This window comes from Rahnella sp. BIGb0236, from assembly GCF_004364755.1.
Lineage (GTDB): Bacteria > Pseudomonadota > Gammaproteobacteria > Enterobacterales > Enterobacteriaceae > Rahnella > Rahnella victoriana.
The window spans coordinates 247,983-266,969 of the sequence record NZ_SOAO01000002.1; the positions used below are offsets into that span (position 1 = coordinate 247,983).

General features: G+C 54.2%; 17 protein-coding genes. 6 read left to right on the plus strand and 11 right to left on the minus strand.

Features of this window, described 5'->3' with window-relative positions; genetic code table 11:
* Positions 1-10: 10 nt before the first annotated feature.
* From EDF78_RS04625 to EDF78_RS04640, 4 genes are all read left to right on the plus strand, one after another.
* The gene (locus EDF78_RS04625) at positions 11-1,072 is read left to right on the plus strand and encodes a putative FMN-dependent luciferase-like monooxygenase (RefSeq protein ID WP_133822661.1); all 1,062 of its coding nucleotides are present in this window, start codon (positions 11-13) and stop codon (positions 1,070-1,072) included.
* Entirely contained in the window at positions 1,069-2,178 is a 1,110-nt protein-coding gene (locus tag EDF78_RS04630) for an alkylhydroperoxidase domain protein (protein WP_133822662.1), read from the plus strand. Before EDF78_RS04625 ends, EDF78_RS04630 begins: the two co-directional genes overlap by 4 nt.
* Positions 2,171-3,016, plus strand: a complete 846-nt coding sequence (locus EDF78_RS04635) for a VOC family protein (protein WP_133822663.1) — start codon at positions 2,171-2,173, stop codon at positions 3,014-3,016. Before EDF78_RS04630 ends, EDF78_RS04635 begins: the two co-directional genes overlap by 8 nt.
* Positions 3,017-3,166: 150 nt before the next feature.
* Positions 3,167-4,288, plus strand: coding sequence for a cupin domain-containing protein (locus EDF78_RS04640; RefSeq protein WP_095921278.1), 1,122 nt, complete (start codon positions 3,167-3,169; stop codon positions 4,286-4,288).
* A 64-nt stretch (positions 4,289-4,352) separates the two neighbouring features.
* Here the strand turns inward: EDF78_RS04640 and phnE (EDF78_RS04645) are convergent, their stop codons facing one another.
* The 4 genes from phnE (EDF78_RS04645) to phnC all read right to left on the minus strand — a co-directional run bounded on the left by phnE (EDF78_RS04645) (position 4,353) and on the right by phnC (position 8,143).
* Complete coding sequence (phnE, locus tag EDF78_RS04645; RefSeq protein ID WP_119826537.1) at positions 4,353-5,276, minus strand: phosphonate ABC transporter, permease protein PhnE; 924 nt, start codon at positions 5,274-5,276, stop codon at positions 4,353-4,355.
* Positions 5,276-6,139, minus strand: a complete 864-nt coding sequence (phnE, locus tag EDF78_RS04650) for a phosphonate ABC transporter, permease protein PhnE (RefSeq protein ID WP_119827428.1) — start codon at positions 6,137-6,139, stop codon at positions 5,276-5,278. The genes phnE (EDF78_RS04645) and phnE (EDF78_RS04650) overlap by 1 nt, the downstream gene beginning before the upstream one ends.
* A 165-nt stretch (positions 6,140-6,304) precedes the next feature.
* On the minus strand, positions 6,305-7,237 hold the full coding sequence (gene phnD / locus EDF78_RS04655; RefSeq protein WP_095921276.1) for a phosphonate ABC transporter substrate-binding protein: 933 nt from the start codon (positions 7,235-7,237) through the stop codon (positions 6,305-6,307).
* Positions 7,238-7,306: 69 nt separating this feature from the next.
* Positions 7,307-8,143: a phosphonate ABC transporter ATP-binding protein gene (gene phnC, locus EDF78_RS04660; protein WP_095921275.1), complete on the minus strand. Its 837-nt coding sequence runs from the start codon at positions 8,141-8,143 to the stop codon at positions 7,307-7,309.
* Positions 8,144-8,349: 206 nt separating this feature from the next.
* Here phnC and dld point away from each other — a divergent pair, with 206 nt between their 5' ends.
* Positions 8,350-10,041: a D-lactate dehydrogenase gene (dld, locus tag EDF78_RS04665; protein ID WP_119826540.1), complete on the plus strand. Its 1,692-nt coding sequence runs from the start codon at positions 8,350-8,352 to the stop codon at positions 10,039-10,041.
* 96 nt (positions 10,042-10,137) lie between these two features.
* On the opposite strand, the gene EDF78_RS04670 is transcribed toward dld, so the two are convergent.
* The 5 genes from EDF78_RS04670 to EDF78_RS04690 all read right to left on the minus strand — a co-directional run bounded on the left by EDF78_RS04670 (position 10,138) and on the right by EDF78_RS04690 (position 15,556).
* Entirely contained in the window at positions 10,138-10,728 is a 591-nt protein-coding gene (locus tag EDF78_RS04670) for a Yip1 family protein (protein ID WP_133822664.1), read from the minus strand.
* A gap of 177 nt (positions 10,729-10,905) precedes the next feature.
* On the minus strand, positions 10,906-11,481 hold the full coding sequence (locus tag EDF78_RS04675; protein WP_119826544.1) for a hypothetical protein: 576 nt from the start codon (positions 11,479-11,481) through the stop codon (positions 10,906-10,908).
* 224 nt (positions 11,482-11,705) lie between these two features.
* Positions 11,706-13,007, minus strand: a complete 1,302-nt coding sequence (locus tag EDF78_RS04680; RefSeq protein WP_119826546.1) for a c-type cytochrome — start codon at positions 13,005-13,007, stop codon at positions 11,706-11,708.
* Positions 13,008-13,009: 2 nt separating this feature from the next.
* Positions 13,010-14,782, minus strand: a complete 1,773-nt coding sequence (locus EDF78_RS04685) for a GMC family oxidoreductase (RefSeq protein WP_133822665.1) — start codon at positions 14,780-14,782, stop codon at positions 13,010-13,012.
* A gap of 54 nt (positions 14,783-14,836) precedes the next feature.
* Positions 14,837-15,556, minus strand: coding sequence for a gluconate 2-dehydrogenase subunit 3 family protein (locus EDF78_RS04690; protein ID WP_133822666.1), 720 nt, complete (start codon positions 15,554-15,556; stop codon positions 14,837-14,839).
* Positions 15,557-15,821: 265 nt separating this feature from the next.
* Between EDF78_RS04690 and EDF78_RS04695 the strand changes: the two genes are divergently transcribed.
* The gene (locus tag EDF78_RS04695) at positions 15,822-16,451 is read left to right on the plus strand and encodes an aspartate/glutamate racemase family protein (RefSeq protein ID WP_095921268.1); all 630 of its coding nucleotides are present in this window, start codon (positions 15,822-15,824) and stop codon (positions 16,449-16,451) included.
* Between the two features lie 382 nt (positions 16,452-16,833).
* Here EDF78_RS04695 and pbpG read toward each other — a convergent pair whose 3' ends face one another.
* A complete protein-coding gene (pbpG, locus tag EDF78_RS04700; protein WP_162928669.1) occupies positions 16,834-17,772 on the minus strand; it encodes a D-alanyl-D-alanine endopeptidase in 939 nt (312 codons plus the stop codon).
* 249 nt (positions 17,773-18,021) lie between these two features.
* Complete coding sequence (dusC, locus tag EDF78_RS04705; RefSeq protein WP_133822667.1) at positions 18,022-18,951, minus strand: tRNA dihydrouridine(16) synthase DusC; 930 nt, start codon at positions 18,949-18,951, stop codon at positions 18,022-18,024.
* Positions 18,952-18,987: the final 36 nt, after the last annotated feature.

Below are 18,987 nucleotides of genomic sequence, written 5' to 3' on the forward strand. Positions count from 1 at the left end.
GAGGGACATTATGAGCAGTAAACGTCTTGGATTTTTTACCCGTCTTCTGGACAACACCAGCGCGCAGGAGCGTTACCGGCTGGCGACCGAGCAGATCATTCACGCCGAACAATTGGGATTTGATTCCGCGTGGGTCGCGCAGCACCATTTTCACGAGGCCGAAGGCGGCCTGCCTGCGCCGCTGGTTTTCCTCGCGCAGGTGGCGGCGCATACCCGCTTTATCCGTCTCGGCACCGGCGTGATCACCCTGCCGATGGAGAATGCGTTGCGCGTCGCCGAAGACACTGCCGTGCTGGATTTACTCTCCGGCGGACGGCTTGAAATCGGTTTAGGCTCGGGCGGCACGCCGACATCATTCCCGCCGTTCGGGCTGGAAAGCAGTGAGCGCGGCACGGCGTTTGGCAACAACCTGCAAACCCTGCTCACCGCCTGGCGCGGCGAACCGCTGGCGGGCACCGATAACCGCTTATATCCGGCGGCACCGCAACTGGCGAACCGCGTGTGGCAGGCGACGTTCTCGGTGGACGGCGGCGCGCGTGCCGGTAAATCCGGCGACGGGCTGATGCTTTCGCGCACCCAGCCGCGTCCGCATGATGCACCGGATTTACGTCTCGACGAGCTGCAAAATCCGATCATTGATGCCTATCTGGATGCACTGCCGGAAGGCGTAGCGCCGCGCATCATGGGATCGCGTACCGCGTTCGTCACCGAAAACGGCGATGAAGCGCGGGAACTGGCGCAAAAAGGTTTACGCCGTCAGGCCGACAATCACCGCGCCAGCGGGCAGATTGTGCAGGGCGACACGCTGGACGATTACATCCGCGCCTTCGACGTGCATCTCGGCACGCCCGCGCAGGTGACGGCCAGTTTGCAGGCCGACAGCGCGCTGGCCCGCGTCACCGATCTGGCGTTTCAGGTGCATTCCATCGACCCGCCGCATCCGTACATTTTACGTTCCATCGAACTGATTGCCCGTCACGTTGCGCCCGCGCTCGGCTGGGTTCGCCGCACGCCGCAGCGCCGTGTTTCCACCTCTTCCGCCGATCCCTCATTATCAAGAGAAACCCTATGACGACTTATCAGACCGACCTGCTGGAAAAACTGGCTGACATCGCCCCCGGCTCAGCCCTCAAACAGGCACGCGACACCCGAGACGCCGCCACCCGTCACGCGCAGGGCAGCTACGACGCGCTGTTTACTGAACAGGATGGCGTGGATTTTTCGCTGGCTGAACGCCTGCGTTTAGCGCAAAACGTCGCGCGCTGGCATGGCGATTCGCAGCTGACTCAGCACTATTCCGAGCGTTTACAGGATTTGCCGGATATCGACGAAACTGCCCGCCTCGATGCCGCGCTGACGCACGGTGAACGCCTGAGTTTCAAACCGGCCAGCGCCACGCCCGCGCATTTGCAGGCACTGAAAAAAGCCGGCTGGTCGGCGGATGCGATTGTCACGTTGTCGCAACTGATCGCGTTCGTCAGCTTCCAGAGCCGCGTGCTGCGCAGCTACCGGCTGATCGGCGGCAAACCGGTGGAAAACGGCAGCAATAAACCGGCCGGCGCAGCGTTCTGGCGGACTGAACCCAATACCCACAGCGGACGCGACGCACCGCAGGCGTTTACCCAGGAAGAACTCGGCTGGGAACCGTGGATCCCGGCGAAAAAACTTGAAGAGTTTGATGATGCGCAGCAGGCGATTCTGGCGAAATTCGGCCATACGGATTCCGACTACTTCCGCCTGTTAGGCCGCAATCTGCCGGTGCTCGAACAACGCACGCTGACCGACAAAGGGATTTTCTACACTTCCGGCGGGCTGCCGCGCAAAGAGCGCGAACTGGCCGCCACGGTCGCCAGCAAAATCAACGGCTGTATTTATTGCGCCTCGGTGCATTCGCGCAAAGCCAGCCAGCTTTCCAAACAGACGCAAGACGTCCAGCGCCTGATCGACACCCCGCCGGGCGGCATTCTCAGCAAAGAACAATCTCCCCGCTGGCAGGCCGAAATTGATTTCGCCGCCGCGCTTTCCGCCACGCCTCCGGTCGCGACGGAGCAGCACATTGCGGCACTGCGCGAACAGGGTCTGGACGAACTGGAGATTGTCGATCTGGCGCAGTCTGCGGCGTTCTTCGCCTGGGCAAACCGTCTGATGTTAACGCTGGGAGAACCGTTTAATGACTGACATCATCCGACCGCAACTCGATCATGCGGTCATCAACGTCGCCGAACAGCTGAATCTGGCCGGGCAGCAGTTCCGCCGTCTGGGATTTCATCTCACGCCGCGCGGCCATCACTCGCTGGGATCCAGTAACCATCTGGCGATTTTCGGCGAAAACTATCTCGAACTGCTCGGCTATGAGCCGGGCAACGCCCACACCCGTACCGACCTGTGGCAGGCACCGCTGGGTCTGTCCGGTCTGGTGTGGAAAACGCAGGATGCGTCAGCGGTGTATGACCATCTGCAACAGCAAAACATTGCCGGTTCCGCACCGGCGGAGTTCTTTCGCCCGGTGGAACTGAACGATGGCACCTCGCCGAATGCGCGTTTTCGCACCGTACCGCTGGCCGCCAGCCGCGTGCCAAATGGCCGCAGTTTCTTTTGCCAGCATCTGACGCCGGAACTGGTATGGCGCAATGAATGGCAAAACCACCCGAACGGCGTGGCCGATATCACCGGATTTGTGATTTCTGCGGCACATCCGCAGGAGGCCGCAAAAGTGTACGGCGAATTGTTTGGCGCGCATGTCTTGCAGACGCAATCACAGGAAGTGACCCTGCGCGCAGGCCGCGCCACCATTCGTTTTATCACACCGGCACAGGCCGCCCCGGAGTTCGGCATTGTGCCTGAAGGCGAAAACGGCAGCGCCCGGATGATCGGTCTGGAATTTGCCACACGATCGCTGGATGCGGTGCGCAATAGCCTGCGGGTGGGTGAAATCGCATTTGAAGATAACGCCTCGCAGATCACCGTGCGCGCAGCGGATGCCTCAGGCGTGGCGATTAAATTCCGGGAAGAGTGATCAGTGTTGCACCTCCCCTTCGCAGGGGAGGAGTTATTGATTTAGCTCTGTCACTCCTTTCTCATTTACCAAGCCTTGATGCACAACAAAGCGCCGTACCCGTTCCCCTCTCTATAATCAGACCCGTTTGTCTTCCCACTGGTAAATCACATGGCGTATGAACTCAATCTGGACTGGCCGGAATTTTTAGAGAAATACTGGCAAAAACAACCTGTTGTTATCAAAAAAGCATTTTCCAATTTTGTCGATCCTATTTCGCCTGATGAATTAGCGGGCCTTGCGATGGAACCTGAAGTGGACAGCCGCCTGGTGAGCCACAAAAACGGGGAATGGCAGGCGAGCAACGGGCCTTTTGAACATTTTGACGGGCTGGGTGAAACCGGCTGGTCATTACTGGCGCAGGCCGTGAATCACTGGCATCTGCCCGCCGCTGAACTGGTGAAACCTTTCCGCGTATTGCCGGACTGGCGTTTAGATGACCTGATGATTTCCTATTCCGTGCCGGGCGGCGGTGTCGGCCCGCATATTGATCAGTACGACGTGTTTATCATTCAGGGGATGGGCAGCCGCCGCTGGCGTGTGGGCGATGCCTTGCCGATGCGTCAGTTCTGTCCGCATCCGGCTTTACTGCATGTCGATCCCTTCACGCCAATCATTGATGAAGATCTTGAGCCGGGTGACATTCTGTATATTCCACCGGGCTTCCCGCATGACGGCTTTACCCATGAAACCGCCCTCAACTATTCCGTCGGTTTCCGTGGCCCTAACAGCCGTGATTTCATCAGCAGTTTTGCGGACTATGCGCTGGAAAACGATCTGGGCGGCAATCATTACAGCGACCCGGATTTAACCCTTCGCGACCACGTCGGCAAAGTGGAAGAGTATGAACTGGAACGTGTGCGCCAGATGATGGTTGAGATGATCAGCCAGCCGGAAGATTTCAAACAGTGGTTCGGTCGTTTCGCCACCACGCCGCGCCATGAACTGGATATCGCGCCCGTTGAACCGGCCTATGAAGCACATGAAATTGTCGATGCCCTGATGCAGGGCGATACCCTGATCCGTCTGAGCGGTCTGCGTGTGCTGAACGTCGGTGACCGTTTCTTCGTGAACAGCGAAGCACTGGAAACCACCCAACATGCCGCCGCCGATGCACTTTGCCGTTACATAAGCATCAGCAAGAAAGAGCTGGGTGCCGCGTTGCAGGATCCTGAATTTGTCGCCGTGTTAACGGATTTAGTGAACCAGGGTTACTGGTATTTCGACGAGTAATCCTTCGAAAATCAAATGACAAAAGGCGGCTTCCCTGCGGAGGCCGCCTTTTTATTTATCTTATTTACGGACGGTACAGTTCGACCGGCGGCTTCATTTTCCGCTCTTCCGGCACGAACAAATCAATCTCTTCACCCAGAATATATTTGGCGCGCAGCATCGATGAGATTTTATCCATGGTCATCACGATAGCCACCAGAATCAGCGTGATAAACATCACCACATCCCAGTTCCACAGACGCATGTTTTCCGCGTACACCAGACCGATGCCCCCCGCGCCAACAAAGCCAAGCACGGCGGCGGAACGGGTATTGGATTCAATCTGATACAACGAAAGTGCCAGAAATGTCGGGAAGGATTGAGTGAAAATCCCGAAACGGTGCGTCTGTAACGGGGAAGCGCCGAGCGCCCGCAAACCGCGGCTTGGTGAGCGTTCCACCGCTTCATGCCCTTCAGCATAAAGTTTGCCGAGCAGCCCCAGATCCTGCATGACAATCGCCAGCACACCGGCCAGCGGTCCCATGCCGACAGCACGCACGAAAATCAGCCCCCAGATTGCCATATCCAGCCCGCGCAGCACGTCAAGAAGGCGGCGGATAACCATTGAGACCGGCCTGAGCACTGGCGTCGACATCACATTTCGCGCCGCCAGAAAAGAAAGCGGTAACGCGAGAAAAGACGCGGTGATGGTACCGGCGAACACAATTGCCAGCGTGATGGCAATTTGCGAGAAGTAATACGTGAACGGCCATTCGGAAACGTTGTGCCAGACAAACATCCGCAGGAAATAACGGCCGACTTCCCGGGTACCGCGTACCACTTCACTCCACGGAATGCCGAAATAACTGAAGAAATAGACGTAATACAGCGTAATCGCCACAGCCAGTATCGCGAGATAGCGCAGATAGCGGCGTTGCGCGGCAAACAAATGCCCGTGCTGCTGCTTCAGGCCGCTGACCACATGAGGTTCGAGCGCATCAGTTAACATCAGAAAGCGCCCTCCACGACGCGTTTACGCAATTTGCCGGAAAGATAATCCATCGCCGAGACCACCAGAATAATCAGCAGTAAGGTCATGCTGACCTGGTCATAGCGATCCAGTTTGATCGAGGTCATCAGCTCCTGCCCGATACCGCCCGCGCCGACCAGTCCGAGAATGGTTGACTGGCGGAAGTTGATTTCCAGACGCATAAAGCTGTAGGACAAGAAGATCGGTTTGACCTGAGGCCACATGGCGAAGCGCATACGTTGCAGACGCCCGGCGCCGCAGGCCCGCAGACCGCGCACCGGTTTATCCGATGCGGTTTCGATGGATTCATAGAACAGTTTTGTCAGGCTGCCGACAGTGTGTAAGGTCAGTGCGATAAAGCCGGGGATAGCGCCGACGCCAAAAGCCATCACACACATCACCGCCCAGGCCAGTTCCGGCATGGTACGCAGGAAAGCCACAAAAGTGCGGATACTGAATTTCACCCATTTTGGCGAATCCGTATTACCCGCGGCGAGAAACGCCAGAATAACCGCCAGCGCGGTCGATAATATCGTCGAGGATAACGCCAGCTGAATAGTTTCCCAGATCAGTGGCAACTGAATATTAAGACGATATCCCCAATACGCCAGTGAACCTTCTGTATGACCGTCAGAAAATAACAATGACCAGTGTAATACCGGCACCGTCTGGCCAATATAATCAAAAAAACTCGGTGCGGAAACAAAAATCGTTTTTAAATTAAGCTCGGAAACATTGCCTGACCACAGATATAACAACAGCATCAGCCCTGACCAGATCAGCGCCTCCCGCTTTTGTTTACCGCGTATCTGCTGGTAATAACGATTGAAGTCTTTGTTCAAAATAATATTTCCGATTTGCAAGAGATAATCATTATTCCTCCCCCTGCGAAGGGGGAGGCCAGGAGGGGGTATTAAAAACAACAATAACGGTAAACGCTTTCGCTTTCTGAGTTGCCATTAATACCCCACCCCAACCCTCCCCTTCGCAGGGGAGGGAGCTACGGGTTAGCGACTGCCTTTGGTCAGCTCACGCTTCATATCAATAATCTGCTGATATTCAGCCAGTGATGTTTCGCCGATATGTTGTTTGCCGCCAACGGCTTTTACGAAGCAGGCGTGGTCATCTTTATCCAGTTTCTTAATGGCCGAAACCAGCTTGGCTTTAAATGCCGGTGGCAAATCGCTGCGCACTAAAATCGGGCCGTTAGGGATTAACGGAGATTCCCAGATGATACGAATTTTCTTCATCAGATCCGGATGGTCCATGCGGATCATACGGTTGAATGCGCCGGAGGTATAACCGGTTTCGCGGTCGCCGATCATCGAGGCCCAGGTCACTGCGCCTTCGAACTGGCCGTTCAGCACACCCAAAATATCCTGCTCGTGACCGCCGGAGAAGGTGACGCTGGAGAAGAAGTTGTTGTATTTGTTATCCGTGGTACCGCCAAACTCTTTTTTGAAGGTCTGGTTCGGGATCAGGTAGCCGGAGGTGGAATCCGGGTCGGCGAAACCGAATGACTTCCCTTTCAGGTCTGACAATTTCTGGTACGGGCTGTCGGCTTTTACCACTACCACCGAATGATAGCCACGGGATTTGTCGGTATCGTCAATCACAATACCCACCAGATCCACGGCTTTCGGATTATTAATATAGACTGAGGCGAAAGATGACGGTGACATGCTCAATACCATATCGACTTTCTTGCCTAATAAACCCTGAATAACCCCTGAATAATCAGATGAATTACGCAGTTTAGTATCGACATTTAATTCTTTATCGAAGAAATCTTTTACACACTGATTATCACCGATTTGCTGAGTGGCATTCTGTCCGCCCAGAATACCTAAATTTAATTCTTTAGGGGCATCTTCTGCCATGCTGTGCATCGCGGTAAAAGAACCTGCTACGAAAACTGCCAGACGTAATAACTTCTTCATGTAATGATGACCTTGTGTAGATTGAGAGAAAGTAGAAATAAGCACTGCAAAAATAATTAACGTTATTGTTTAACTGTTTATTGCTTCGTGTTCTTCGCCATATAACTGATGCAAAATGCCCTCGGTTAACTGCTCCGGATGACCGTCAAAAATAATCTGCCCTTTGGCAATGCCGATCACCCTCGTGCAGTAATCTTTTACCAGTTCCACCGAGTGCAGGTTGACCATCACGGCGATATTCTCTTCACTGACTTTTTTCAGTGCATTCATGATGCGCAGGGTATTTTTCGGATCCAGCGACGCAACCGGCTCATCAGCCAGCAAAATTTTCGGGTTTTGCATCAGTGCGCGACAAATCGCCACGCGTTGCATCTGTCCGCCGGACAGGTTTTCAGCACGCTGCAAGGCATGCGGCAACATATGTAACCATTCGAGCAGAGAGATGGCACGGGCGCGGTCTTCATCGTCGAACTGGTTAAAGAAAGATTTGAACGTGGAAGTATGGCTGAGGCGGCCGAGCAGCACATTAGTCAGCACATCCAGACGCGGCACCAGACAAAAATCCTGAAAAATCATGCCACAACCGGAACGCCAGCGACGCAGCGCTTTGCCCGTCAGGCCAGCCAGTTGCTGCTGTTCACCGTTTTCGTAATGACACACCACGCTGCCATCCGTTAACGGAATGGTGCCATTAAGCACATGCAGCAGCGTCGATTTACCGGCACCGGAACGACCAATCACCGCCACGAACTCGCCAGCGTGGAGGTCGAAGTTGATGTCATCCAGAACCCGCTGACCCGATTTATAGGATTTCACCAGGCCTTTCACGTCCAGCACTTTGTTCAGATGTTGTGGCCCGGTCTGAGGATATTCAGCCTGTGCCAGCTTAAGTTGAGCTTGCGCCATGATGCTGTCTCTCGGTTGCTTTCATTATCTGGCGTTCATTAAGCGCGAGTTTTATGACACATCAATGACGATTTAATGGACAGCGCATGACAAAAATGCAACAGATTAAGTGAAATTACCTAACGGATATCCCGAATGGCGTTTAACTTAATACCTGTCATTTAAGTCTATGATCAGAAGGCATCACATCAAAAAAGGAAGATGAAATGGATAATCAGTCACTCATCACCACGCTGAAAGAGATCGCCGGCAGCCGTCACGTATTAACCGGCGACAGCAACACCGAACGCTACCGTAAAGGATTCCGCTCCGGTGGCGGCAAGGCGCTGGCCGTGGTCTTTCCGCAGACCTTGTTGCAGCAATGGCAGTTGCTCAAAGTCTGCATCGCCGCCGACAAGATTGTCATTATGCAGGCGGCCAATACCGGCCTGACGGAAGGCTCAACGCCCAGCGGTGACGACTATGATCGCGACATTGTCATTTTCAGTACGCTGAAGCTGGACAAAATCCAACTGCTCGACGGCGGCCATCAGGTGATCGGTTTCCCCGGCAGCACGCTCTATAAGCTGGAAAAAATCCTCAAGCCTTATAACCGCGAACCCCACTCAGTGATTGGCTCGTCGTGCATTGGCGCGTCGGTGGTCGGCGGGATTTGCAACAACTCCGGCGGCTCGCTGGTGAAGCGCGGTCCGGCATATACCGAAATGGCGCTGTATGCACAAATTGATGCGCAGGGCGAACTACGGCTGATTAACCATCTGGGGATAAATCTTGGTGAAACGCCGGAAGAAATCCTGACGCGTCTGGAAAAAGGCGATTATCTGGAAACCGATATCCAGCATGACCAGCGTCTGGCGTCGGATCATGATTATGCCTCTCGCGTTCGTGAAGTGGATGCTGATACGCCTTCACGTTTTAATGCCGATGAACGACGCTTATTTGAAGCCTCGGGCTGCGCGGGCAAGCTGGCGGTTTTCGCTGTGCGTCTGGATACTTTTCCGGCAGAAACCCAGCAGCAGGTTTTCTATATCGGCACCAACGATACCGCCGTGCTGACCGAATTGCGCCGTCAGATCCTGCGTGATTTCGCTAACCTGCCGGTGGCCGGTGAATATATGCATCGCGATATTTTCGATATCACCGAAGTCTACGGCAAAGACACGTTCCTGATGATCGACAAACTTGGCACCGACAAAATGCCGGATATGTTTACCGCCAAAGGCAAGTTCGATGCGCACGCCAGTAAAGTCCCGTTCCTGCCGAAAAACTTCAGCGACCGTGTGATGCAGTGTCTGAGCAAAGCGCTGCCTAATCATCTTCCGCCACGGATGAAACAGTATCGTGACAAATTCGAACACCATTTACTGCTGAAAATGTCCGGCCCCGGCATTGATGAGGCCCGCACCTTTTTGACGCGATTTTTCAGCGACGGTCAGGGCGATTTCTTTATCTGTTCCGCCGACGAAGGTAAGAAAGCCTTCCTGCACCGTTTCGCCGCAGCAGGTGCCGCCGTGCGGTATCACGCGGTACATGAGAAAGAAGTGGAAGATATTCTGGCGCTGGACATCGCATTGCGTCGCAATGACCGGGACTGGTTTGAAACTTTACCGGAAGATATCGACAATCAGCTGGTGGCAAAACTGTATTACGGCCATTTCATGTGCCACGTTTTCCATCAGGATTACATTGTCAAAAAAGGGGCAAACAGCAAGGCACTTAAACACCGGATGTTAGAACTTCTCGATGCCAAAGGGGCGGAATACCCGGCCGAGCATAACGTCGGGCATTTGTATCTGGCAAAACCGCATCTGAAAGAATTCTACCGGCAGGCTGACCCGACCAACAGCTTCAATCCGGGGATCGGGAAAACCAGTAAGTTGAAAAACTGGCAGGATTGAAATAGCTCATCTCGTCCACTGCGAAGGGGTTTAATACCCCACCCCAACCCTCCCCTTCGCAGGGGAGGGAGCGAAACAACCTCATCTCACAAGTCATTAAAATAACTGTGTTCCGTAACCCCACATGATCACCGTCAGAGCCAGAAGTAGCTCTAAGACCAGAACGCCCATTGCCAGTGTGGAACTGGAAAACAGGAACCCTTCGCGACGGTCGATATTGAGGAAATTCGGAATGCCGAGATACAACAGATATCCGCTGTAACACAGACCGATCAGCCCGACGAACAGGCATAACCAGACCATCGGATAAAGCGCAACGATCCCGCTGAGGAACATCGGTGTGGCAACATAACCGGCAAACACAATACAGCTGTTGAGTGTCGGACGGCTGTCATAACGACGTGCCATCGAGTAGATAATCCGCCCCATCAGTGCCACGGCGGCGAGCATCAGAACATAGAAAATAACAGCGATATAGGATGCGGTGAACATGGAAACCATTAGCTTCTCGTCGTCACCGAAATTCCAGCCAAGTTGTGTCGTACCGATAAAGGAACAGACAACCGGAATAAGCGCCATTAAAAGAACATGGTGGGAATACATATGTGAAACGGTTTCCCGTTCACGCTGGATTTGCAGCAGTTCGGAATCCGGATGGGATATCAGTCCCCAAACATGATTTGCCATGATACACCCCCTTGTACGCCGAAAGCCGCCAGCGGCGTGCAGTGATAAACCTTCGGGGATGCCCGTCAGATCAGGGCACAAGGAAGGTGGCGACCTGTTTATATTATAGTCGTTTTTGATTATTTTGCTGTTGCGGGCCGCTCATCGAAATCAGCGACAGCCCGCAACAGGACGCCCTTAGTGGATAAAGCGGGCCGCCGTAAACGTCACGCCTACCAAGACCAGCATCATGCTGATAATCCAGCGGGTCTGCTGGATCATGAGGTTATAAAACATCGCCTGCATGGCGCTTAGTGAGGCTTCAATCTTCACAAAGCGTGCATCCACTTGTTCAAACCGTTTATCGATTTGTTCGAACCGTTTATCAATATGCGTCAGTCGATCGTCAATCCTGAGCAGATGCCCGTCAATGCGGGAGATGTTCTGTTCGGTTTTGCTGACCCGCACTCCGATATCGGTCACCGCATCAGTGAGTGTTACCATCTGATGTTCCAGTTTGCCGACACGGAGATTGGTCTCCGTGGCCACTTCTGTCAGGTGAGTGATCTGCTGCTCCACCTTCCCGACCCGCAGATTCAGCCCGGCAATTTCCTCGCCGTTTTTGATCCCCTGTTTTTCAATATTGTTGATCTGATTTTGCATGTGTTTTTCCATTTGCGATTTTCCTTTGTATTCTTCCGGCCAGACTGACGCGCCCGGAAAATAGAGCATCGGATTGACGGGTGAGATATCCAGTGTGCGGAGCTGAAACATGGTTGTTGTCCCTCACGTGAGCTTTCCCTGTTTAGAAATCCTTAATTCGCAGGCATTCTGCACTGGATAAATAACCACCTCAAATCAATTTCCTTCTCGATAAACACGCGATCATTTATGTATCTATACATGCCATCGTTGCATTGTTTGGATGAATAAATACCAATGAAAAGAGCCTCTTACGAGGCTCTTTAACGGTTTAACTTTAGTGTCTGACGGTAGTGTCAGGGATTGTGCAACGCAGCTGCCCCCCCCTGTCCTTGACGTGCTTTCGCGACTTCCTGTTTGCTGACAGCCGGTGCCTGATTTCCCCAGGCGTTACGGATGTAGGTACTCACATCGGCCATCTGCTGATCGGTCAGCTTCCAGCCAAATTCCGGCATATCGGCGCTGGTCGGATTGCTGGCCGTTGCCGCCCCCTGCGCACCGTTCATCAGCACATGCAGAATGTTGGTCGGCTGAGTAGCCTGAACACCGTTATTACCTTTCAGCGCAGGCACCATGTTGCGCACCCCTTCCCCTGAATTCTGATGACAGGCCGCGCAGTTATCGGCATACAGTGCCTTGCCGTTCGCCATGGCGGACGTAGCCGCTAAAGGCGCGGAACCGTCTTTACTGCCCGGCAAACTTTTCAGGTACACCGCAATGGCGTGCAGGTCAGCATCTGACAGGTGTTGCAGCGAGTTGGTGACGGCTTCCGCCATCGGACCTGCGGCCACGGTACGTGAATTCGCTCCGGTTTTCAGGTACTGAACTACCTCGTCATTACGCCAGTCGCCGATGCCCTGACGGCGGTTCCCGGTGATTTCCGGAGCGTACCAGCCCTGCAACTCTCCACCCTGCAAATGCACGCCAAAGTTATCGCCGCCCAGCGGGTTTTTCGCCGTATGGCAGGAGGTACAGTGCCCCAGACCTTCCACCAGATAAGCCCCGCGGTTCCATTCAGCTGACTGCGACGGATCCGCTTTAAACGGTGCCGTATCCAGGAACAACAAATTCCAGCCAAACATCATCAGACGGATGTTATACGGGAACGGCAGGTCAGTTTTCGGGCCGTCGTAATGCACGGCAGGCACGGTATTCAGGTAGGCTTTAATGTCTTTCAGATCCTGATCGCTGACCTTGGCGTAGACGTTATAAGGCATCGCCGGATACAGATTCTCGCCGTTGATCCCTTTGCCGTTACGCACCGCATTAATGAACTGCTGATCGGTCCAGCCACCGATACCGGTTTGTTTATCCGGCGTAATGTTAGTGGCGTAGATCGTGCCGAACGGTGTGTTCAGCCCGTAGCCACCGGCAAAAGGTTTACCGCCGCCCGGCGCCGTGTGACAGGCTACGCAGTCTCCCGCCAGCGCCAGATATTTGCCGCGCTCGATGGCGGTTTTGCCGGTCATCGCTGCTGAAGGCGGTGCCTGAAACTCGCCCGACTGGCTGGCGTTGTGCCAGGTTTTAAAACCAACAAAGCCCAGGCCGCCAATGACCACTACGCCCGCGATAATTGCTAATGTCTTTTTCACGCTCATGCTCAGGCCCTCACCAGCGGACCAGGCGCTTTAAGATATTGGGTTCTGATGGCTTCGGCTGCCCATAAGGTCAGCGCACCCACGGTCCCGGTCGGGTTATATCCGCCGTTGTTGGCAAAAGCAGAAGCTCCGCACACAAAGACGTTATGGACATCCCAGCTTTGCAGATAACGGTTTACCGCACTGGTTTTCGGATCGTCACCCATACAGGCGCCGCCGGTGGTGTGCGAGGAAAGGTTATCCATCGGTGAGAACGGTTTGGTGGTCGGTTCCTGCCGCACAACGGTTTTTGCCCCCATAGCGTGCGCGATTTCAACCGAGCGGTCGGCCATAAATTTCGCTGACCGTTTATCGTTTTCGATCCAGTCGAACGTGACACGCAGCAGCGGCTGGCCGTGGCGGTCTTTATATTCAGGATCGAGATCGAGGAACACATCGCGGTGCGGGTAGCTGTTACCCATGCAGTAGATGTTGTTGTAGTTCTGATAGCTGTGTTTGACCGCTTTTTTCCAGTCTGCGCCCCAGCGCGGCGTACCCGGCGGAACGTTATTGGAATAGCCAATCGGACGGCCATTGGTGGAGTGCACCAGCGCCACACCGCCGCCGATGAAATCGTGATCGGTATGATCGAAGTTGTCGCCGTTGAAATCGTCAATGGCCTGCGACAGCGCACCGGCGCCGATAAACGGATTCATCATTTCATCTTCAAAGAAGAAGCCTGCACCGGACACGGTCTGATAAGCATAGTTACGGCCCACCACACCTTCGCCGGTTTTATGATCGTACGGTTTGCCGATTCCGGAAAGCAGCATCAGACGCACGTTATCCATCTGGTAGGCAGAAATCACCACGATATCTGCCGGTTGCTCCCACACCACACCGTCGCTGCCGATAAAAGTCACGCCGGTGGCGGTTTTGCCGTCGGCGGCTTTATTCACACGCAAGACTTCCGATTCGGTGATCACCGTGAAATTCGGGCGCTGCATTACCGCAGGCAGGATACAGGCATTCGGACTGCTTTTTGACCAGTTGCCGCAGCCAAAGAATTCGCAATATCCGCAGTAAGTGCAAGGCGCCATATTGATGCCGAGCGGATTGGTATAGGCGTCTGACGTGTTGCCAGCGGGTACGGCAAACGGGTGATAGCCCATTTCGCGGGTGGCTTTATCGAAAATCATCGACAACTGGGTGCGCTTGAGTGGTGGCAATGGATAATCGCGGCTGCGCGGCCCTTCGAAGACGTTTCCGCCTTCGATTTTTTCGCCTTTGATGTTGCCCGCTTTCCCGGAAGTCCCGGCGTAGCGTTCGAATTTATCGTAGAAAGGTTCGACGTCAGCAAAGGTAACGCCCCAGTCCTGAACCTGCATACCGTCGAGGAATTTATTCTTACCGTAACGCTCAACCGTCTGGCTGTAACTCTGAAAATCGTACGGCAGGAAGCGCCAGGTCATGCCATTCCAGTGGGTGCCCGCCCCGCCGACATTCATGCCAAACTGATAGGTGTTAAATTCACGCAGCGGCAACGCCTGCTGGATCGGGTTGTTACGGAATGTCAGGGTTTCCACCGCCGTCGGCTGCATGATGGCGCGGCGGCTGACGAAACGCAGTTCGTCGGTATCGATGGTGGTCGGGAAATCATTACTGGTATCGCGCCATGAACCGCGCTCAATCGCCACCACATTCAGTCCGGCCAGCGTCAGTTCATTCGCCATCAGCGAACCGGCCCATCCGAGGCCGACGATGACCGCATCGACCTTCTCACGTTGATTACTCATACGACATGTACTCCTGCAAAAATCAATTCAATCAATGACCGTTCGTGGGCGGTTTTATGATTTTTCGTATCGGGTCAGCATGCTGACGGGTTCGATATGTAAGTCTTCCCCACGGCGGTCGATGACATCACGGAAGTCATAACGCGCGCCGGGGAACCCGAGCATTTTCCAGCTCGCCATATCTTTGTTGCCGCCGTAGAGCGGATCGGAGAAGAACCCTTCGCGCATGTTCTGCACCAGCATGTTGAAGAAAAGCGGGCCGTTGACACCTGCCAGCGGGATTTCGCCGGATTCCACGCGGCGCAGTAAATCGTCCTGCTGTTCGCCGGTGAGTTCAGTGAAGTTTTTCCCGCCATTGCGGGCTTTCGCCACCGTATTCAGCGCGGCCAGCCCCAGCCTGTAACGTTCGGCGGGCGTATCTTTGTATTGCGGCCCTGCCTGCGGTAAGCCATCCTGAATCACCGGCCCGAGGCGGTAAGTGGTCACGGCCTTGCCGTAATCGCCGCTCAGCTGGCGATCCAGAAACACCGCGCAGCCTGCTTCTTTACCGCCGATGCTCAGTTCGTCTGGCGGAATAATGCGGTCGGCCAGTGTTTCGACCAGACTGACTTCTTCGGGAGTGAAAAATGTCCACTCGCCCGCTACCACTGGCTCCGGCGGACGAACCGAATGGATAATCCACGGCATACCGCCCGAGAAAATTTTGGCTTTAACCTTCAGCGCGGTGCTGAATAACAACACCGCCATCGAGGTCAGAAAATGTCTGCGTTTCACGTATTTTCTCCTGCTCACGCGCCCTGAAAGGAATGTACCCACAACAGCAATGGGCTTTCATTTTGTGACGGAGATTATACGAAGATGTTAGGTGAAAGTAAGATATTTTGAACCAAGTGGTTCATACTTTAGTTATTTTAAATCAACAGGTTATTTATTTTGAATTGAGTGAGTACACTAACTAACACATTTTTACAGGCGAAAACGCCCTCCCGGCGGTTAAAAAACCGTCAATTTTGAGGCAAACATTCTGCAGGAGAGATTCATGCGCATTACGTGTTTACATACGGCGGACAGCAATATTGCGGTATTTGAAACCACCGCGCAGGCTCTCGGGCTGGGTCAGCATCAGTTTCTGCACATTTCCCGCCCTGACTTGCTGGCCGCTGCCGAACAGGCAGGCGGCCTGACCGATGAAATCCGTCAGCAAACGGCGGATGTCTTGCTGGCCCTGAGTGAAAATGCTGACCGCGTGTTACTCACCTGCTCGACACTGGGGCCTGCGGCCACGCTTGCCAGCGAAAGTACCGCTGTGCCGGTTTTACGGGTCGATCAGGCGCTGGCAGAACAGGCCATGAAAACACCCGGTCAGGTGGTGGCGCTCTGTGCGGTGGAAACCACGCTGGAGCCAACACGTCAGTTATTTATGCTGGTGGAAAACCACCCGCTGGCACAGCTTGAAATGCGGCTTGTGCCCGGCGCATGGGAAAAGTTTAAGCAGGGGGATCTGGCGGGGTATTTGCAGACCATCGCGGCGGCGGCCGACGCGGAATACAGGAAAGGAGCGGCCTGCGTGGTGCTGGCGCAGGCATCAATGACCGGTGCGGCGCAGCTGACCCAAACGGGCACGCCGCTCACCAGTCCGGCCTGCGGTTTACGCGCGGCGCTGGCCTGAGTACGGCAGTCAGCAAGCAAAAAGGCAGGCAGAGACTATACTGATAAGGAATATCATTGGCTTAGCCGGATCGCCGATGACGACTGAAGAGTGTGTTAAGGAGATAACATGAAAATTATTCTGTGGATCATCGCCATCATCTTTATCGTCGGCTTACTGACCCTCACAGGGGTATTTAAACTGATTTTCTGATCATCCGTTCATTCCCTGCAAACAAAAAGTCCGGCACATGGCCGGACTTTTTCATTTTCATTAATAGCCTAAATAATTCGAGTCGCAGAAAGGCGGCAAGTAAAGAAGTCCCGATGAGCTGACATCAAGTCAGTGATTCGGGCGCCTGAGCGCAGCCAACGCATCTGCGGCTTGAAGTATGACGGGTATTTTAGTCGTCGGCTTCTTCGACGGAAGGCTGCGTCTTCTGCTGCTCTTTCTGTTTGCGGTAGTTCTTAGCAATCTGCGGGACAGGCACGGTTTTGCCGGTTTCCATCCAGGTGCGCAGACGGTTGGCGTCCGCGAAAGCCGTGAATTTCCCGAAGGCATCCATGACGACCAGCGTCACCGGTTTGCCATTAATGGTGGTGCGCATGGCCAGGCAATGACCGGCTTCGTCGGTATAGCCGGTTTTCGTCAGCTGGATATTCCAGGACGGATTCATGATCAGATGATTGGTATTGCGGAATGGCAGCGCATACGCCGGATGGCTGAAGACGGCCGTTTTCTCTGCGGTGGTGCTCAGCTGGCCGATCAGCGGATAACGCTGTGAAGCCAGCAGCAGCCGCGTTAAATCGCGCGCGGTGGAGACGTTGCGTGGCGATAAACCGGTCGGTTCAACGTAATGCGTGTGAGTCATGCCCAGCGATTTGGCTTTCGCATTCATCGCGTTGATGAATGCGGCATAACCGCCCGGATAATGCGCGGCGAGGCTGGCTGCCGCACGGTTTTCCGAGGACATCAGCGCGAGCTGGATCATCTGGCGGCGGGTGATTTCACTGTTGAGTTTCACACGGGAGAACACACCGCGCATCTCAGGGGTATTGCTGATATCGACGTTGATGACTTCATCAAGCGGCAGATTCGCATCCAGCGTCACCATCGCGGTCATCAGTTTGGTCAGGGAGGCAATCGGCCTCACCTCATCCGGGTTACGGGAATAAATCACTTCGTGGCTTTTCAGATCCACCACCATGGCGCTGCCGGAAGCAATTTGAACAATCGGGGCGACGGCCTGCTCGTGCTTTGCAGCGATCGCAGCAGGTGCAGACAACATGCCTGTATTTAAGGCTAATAAGCTCAGAACCAGAAGACGGATTTTCACATGCATTGCTCTGTATTTAGAAAGTTGTCATAAAGTTATGTCGAAACAGCGGGCTGAATTATAAGTGAGGCGAATAGTCTTAGCACCCGCAATTTTCACTTCTATTTGTCACAAAGTCTGTCATCACCACCCGCAGTCCGTGGAATGGCGAGTAAGTGAACACTTGCGTAAGATTAGCCTGAAATGAAAAAGGGACGCTTAAAAGCGTCCCTCCAAATTCTGTCATCTCTCTGCCCGTGGAAAGACATCATGGCATCACCGGTTGATGCGTCCGGCAATTTCCTTCGACGTCTTCAGCACACGCACTTCAGTAAATAACTCAGTCGCCTCTTCATACTCTTTACGCAAATAGCTCAGCCACTGTTTAATACGCGCCACGTGATACAAACCGGTATCGCCCTGCTTTTCCAGACGGGTGTATTTCTGTAATAACGTCATCACGTCCGGCCACGGCATACGCGGTTCGTTATATTTCACCACGCGGCTGAGATTCGGGATATTCAGCGCACCGCGTCCGAGCATCACTGCGTCGCAACCGGTGGTTTGCATACAGGCTTGTCCGCTGGCGTAATCCCAGATTTCGCCGTTGGCGATCACCGGAATGGTCAGCCGCTGGCGGATTTCAGCAATCGCCTGCCAGTTAATGCGCTCGGGTTTATAACCGTCTTCTTTGGTACGTCCGTGAACCGTCAGTTCGGTGGCACCGGCCTGTTGTACCGCATCGGCAATTTCAATACTGCGCGCAAGGGAATCCCAGCCGAGACGCACTTTGACCGTCACCGGCAAGTGCGCGGGAACGGCGGCGCGCATGGCCTTCGCGCCCTGATAAATCAGTTCCGGATCTTTAAGCAGTGTCGCCCCGCCGCCACTGCCGTTCACCAGCTTTGACGGACAACCGCAATTGAGATCGACACCGTAAGATCCCAGTTCCACGGCGCGGGCGGCATTTTCAGCCAGCCACTGCGGATACTGACCGAGCAACTGCACGCGCACCAGAGTGCCGGACGGCGTGCGGCTGGCGTGATGTAATTCCGGGCACAGGCGATAAAAGGATTTCGCGGGCAGGAGCTGATCGACCACGCGCAAAAACTCAGTGATGCACAAATCGTAGTCGTTCACTTCAGTGAGAAGTTCACGAACCAGAGGATCAAGCACACCTTCCATCGGAGCCAGTAATACGCGCATCGGGTTTCAACCTTTAAAAATGACGCGCAAGATTAC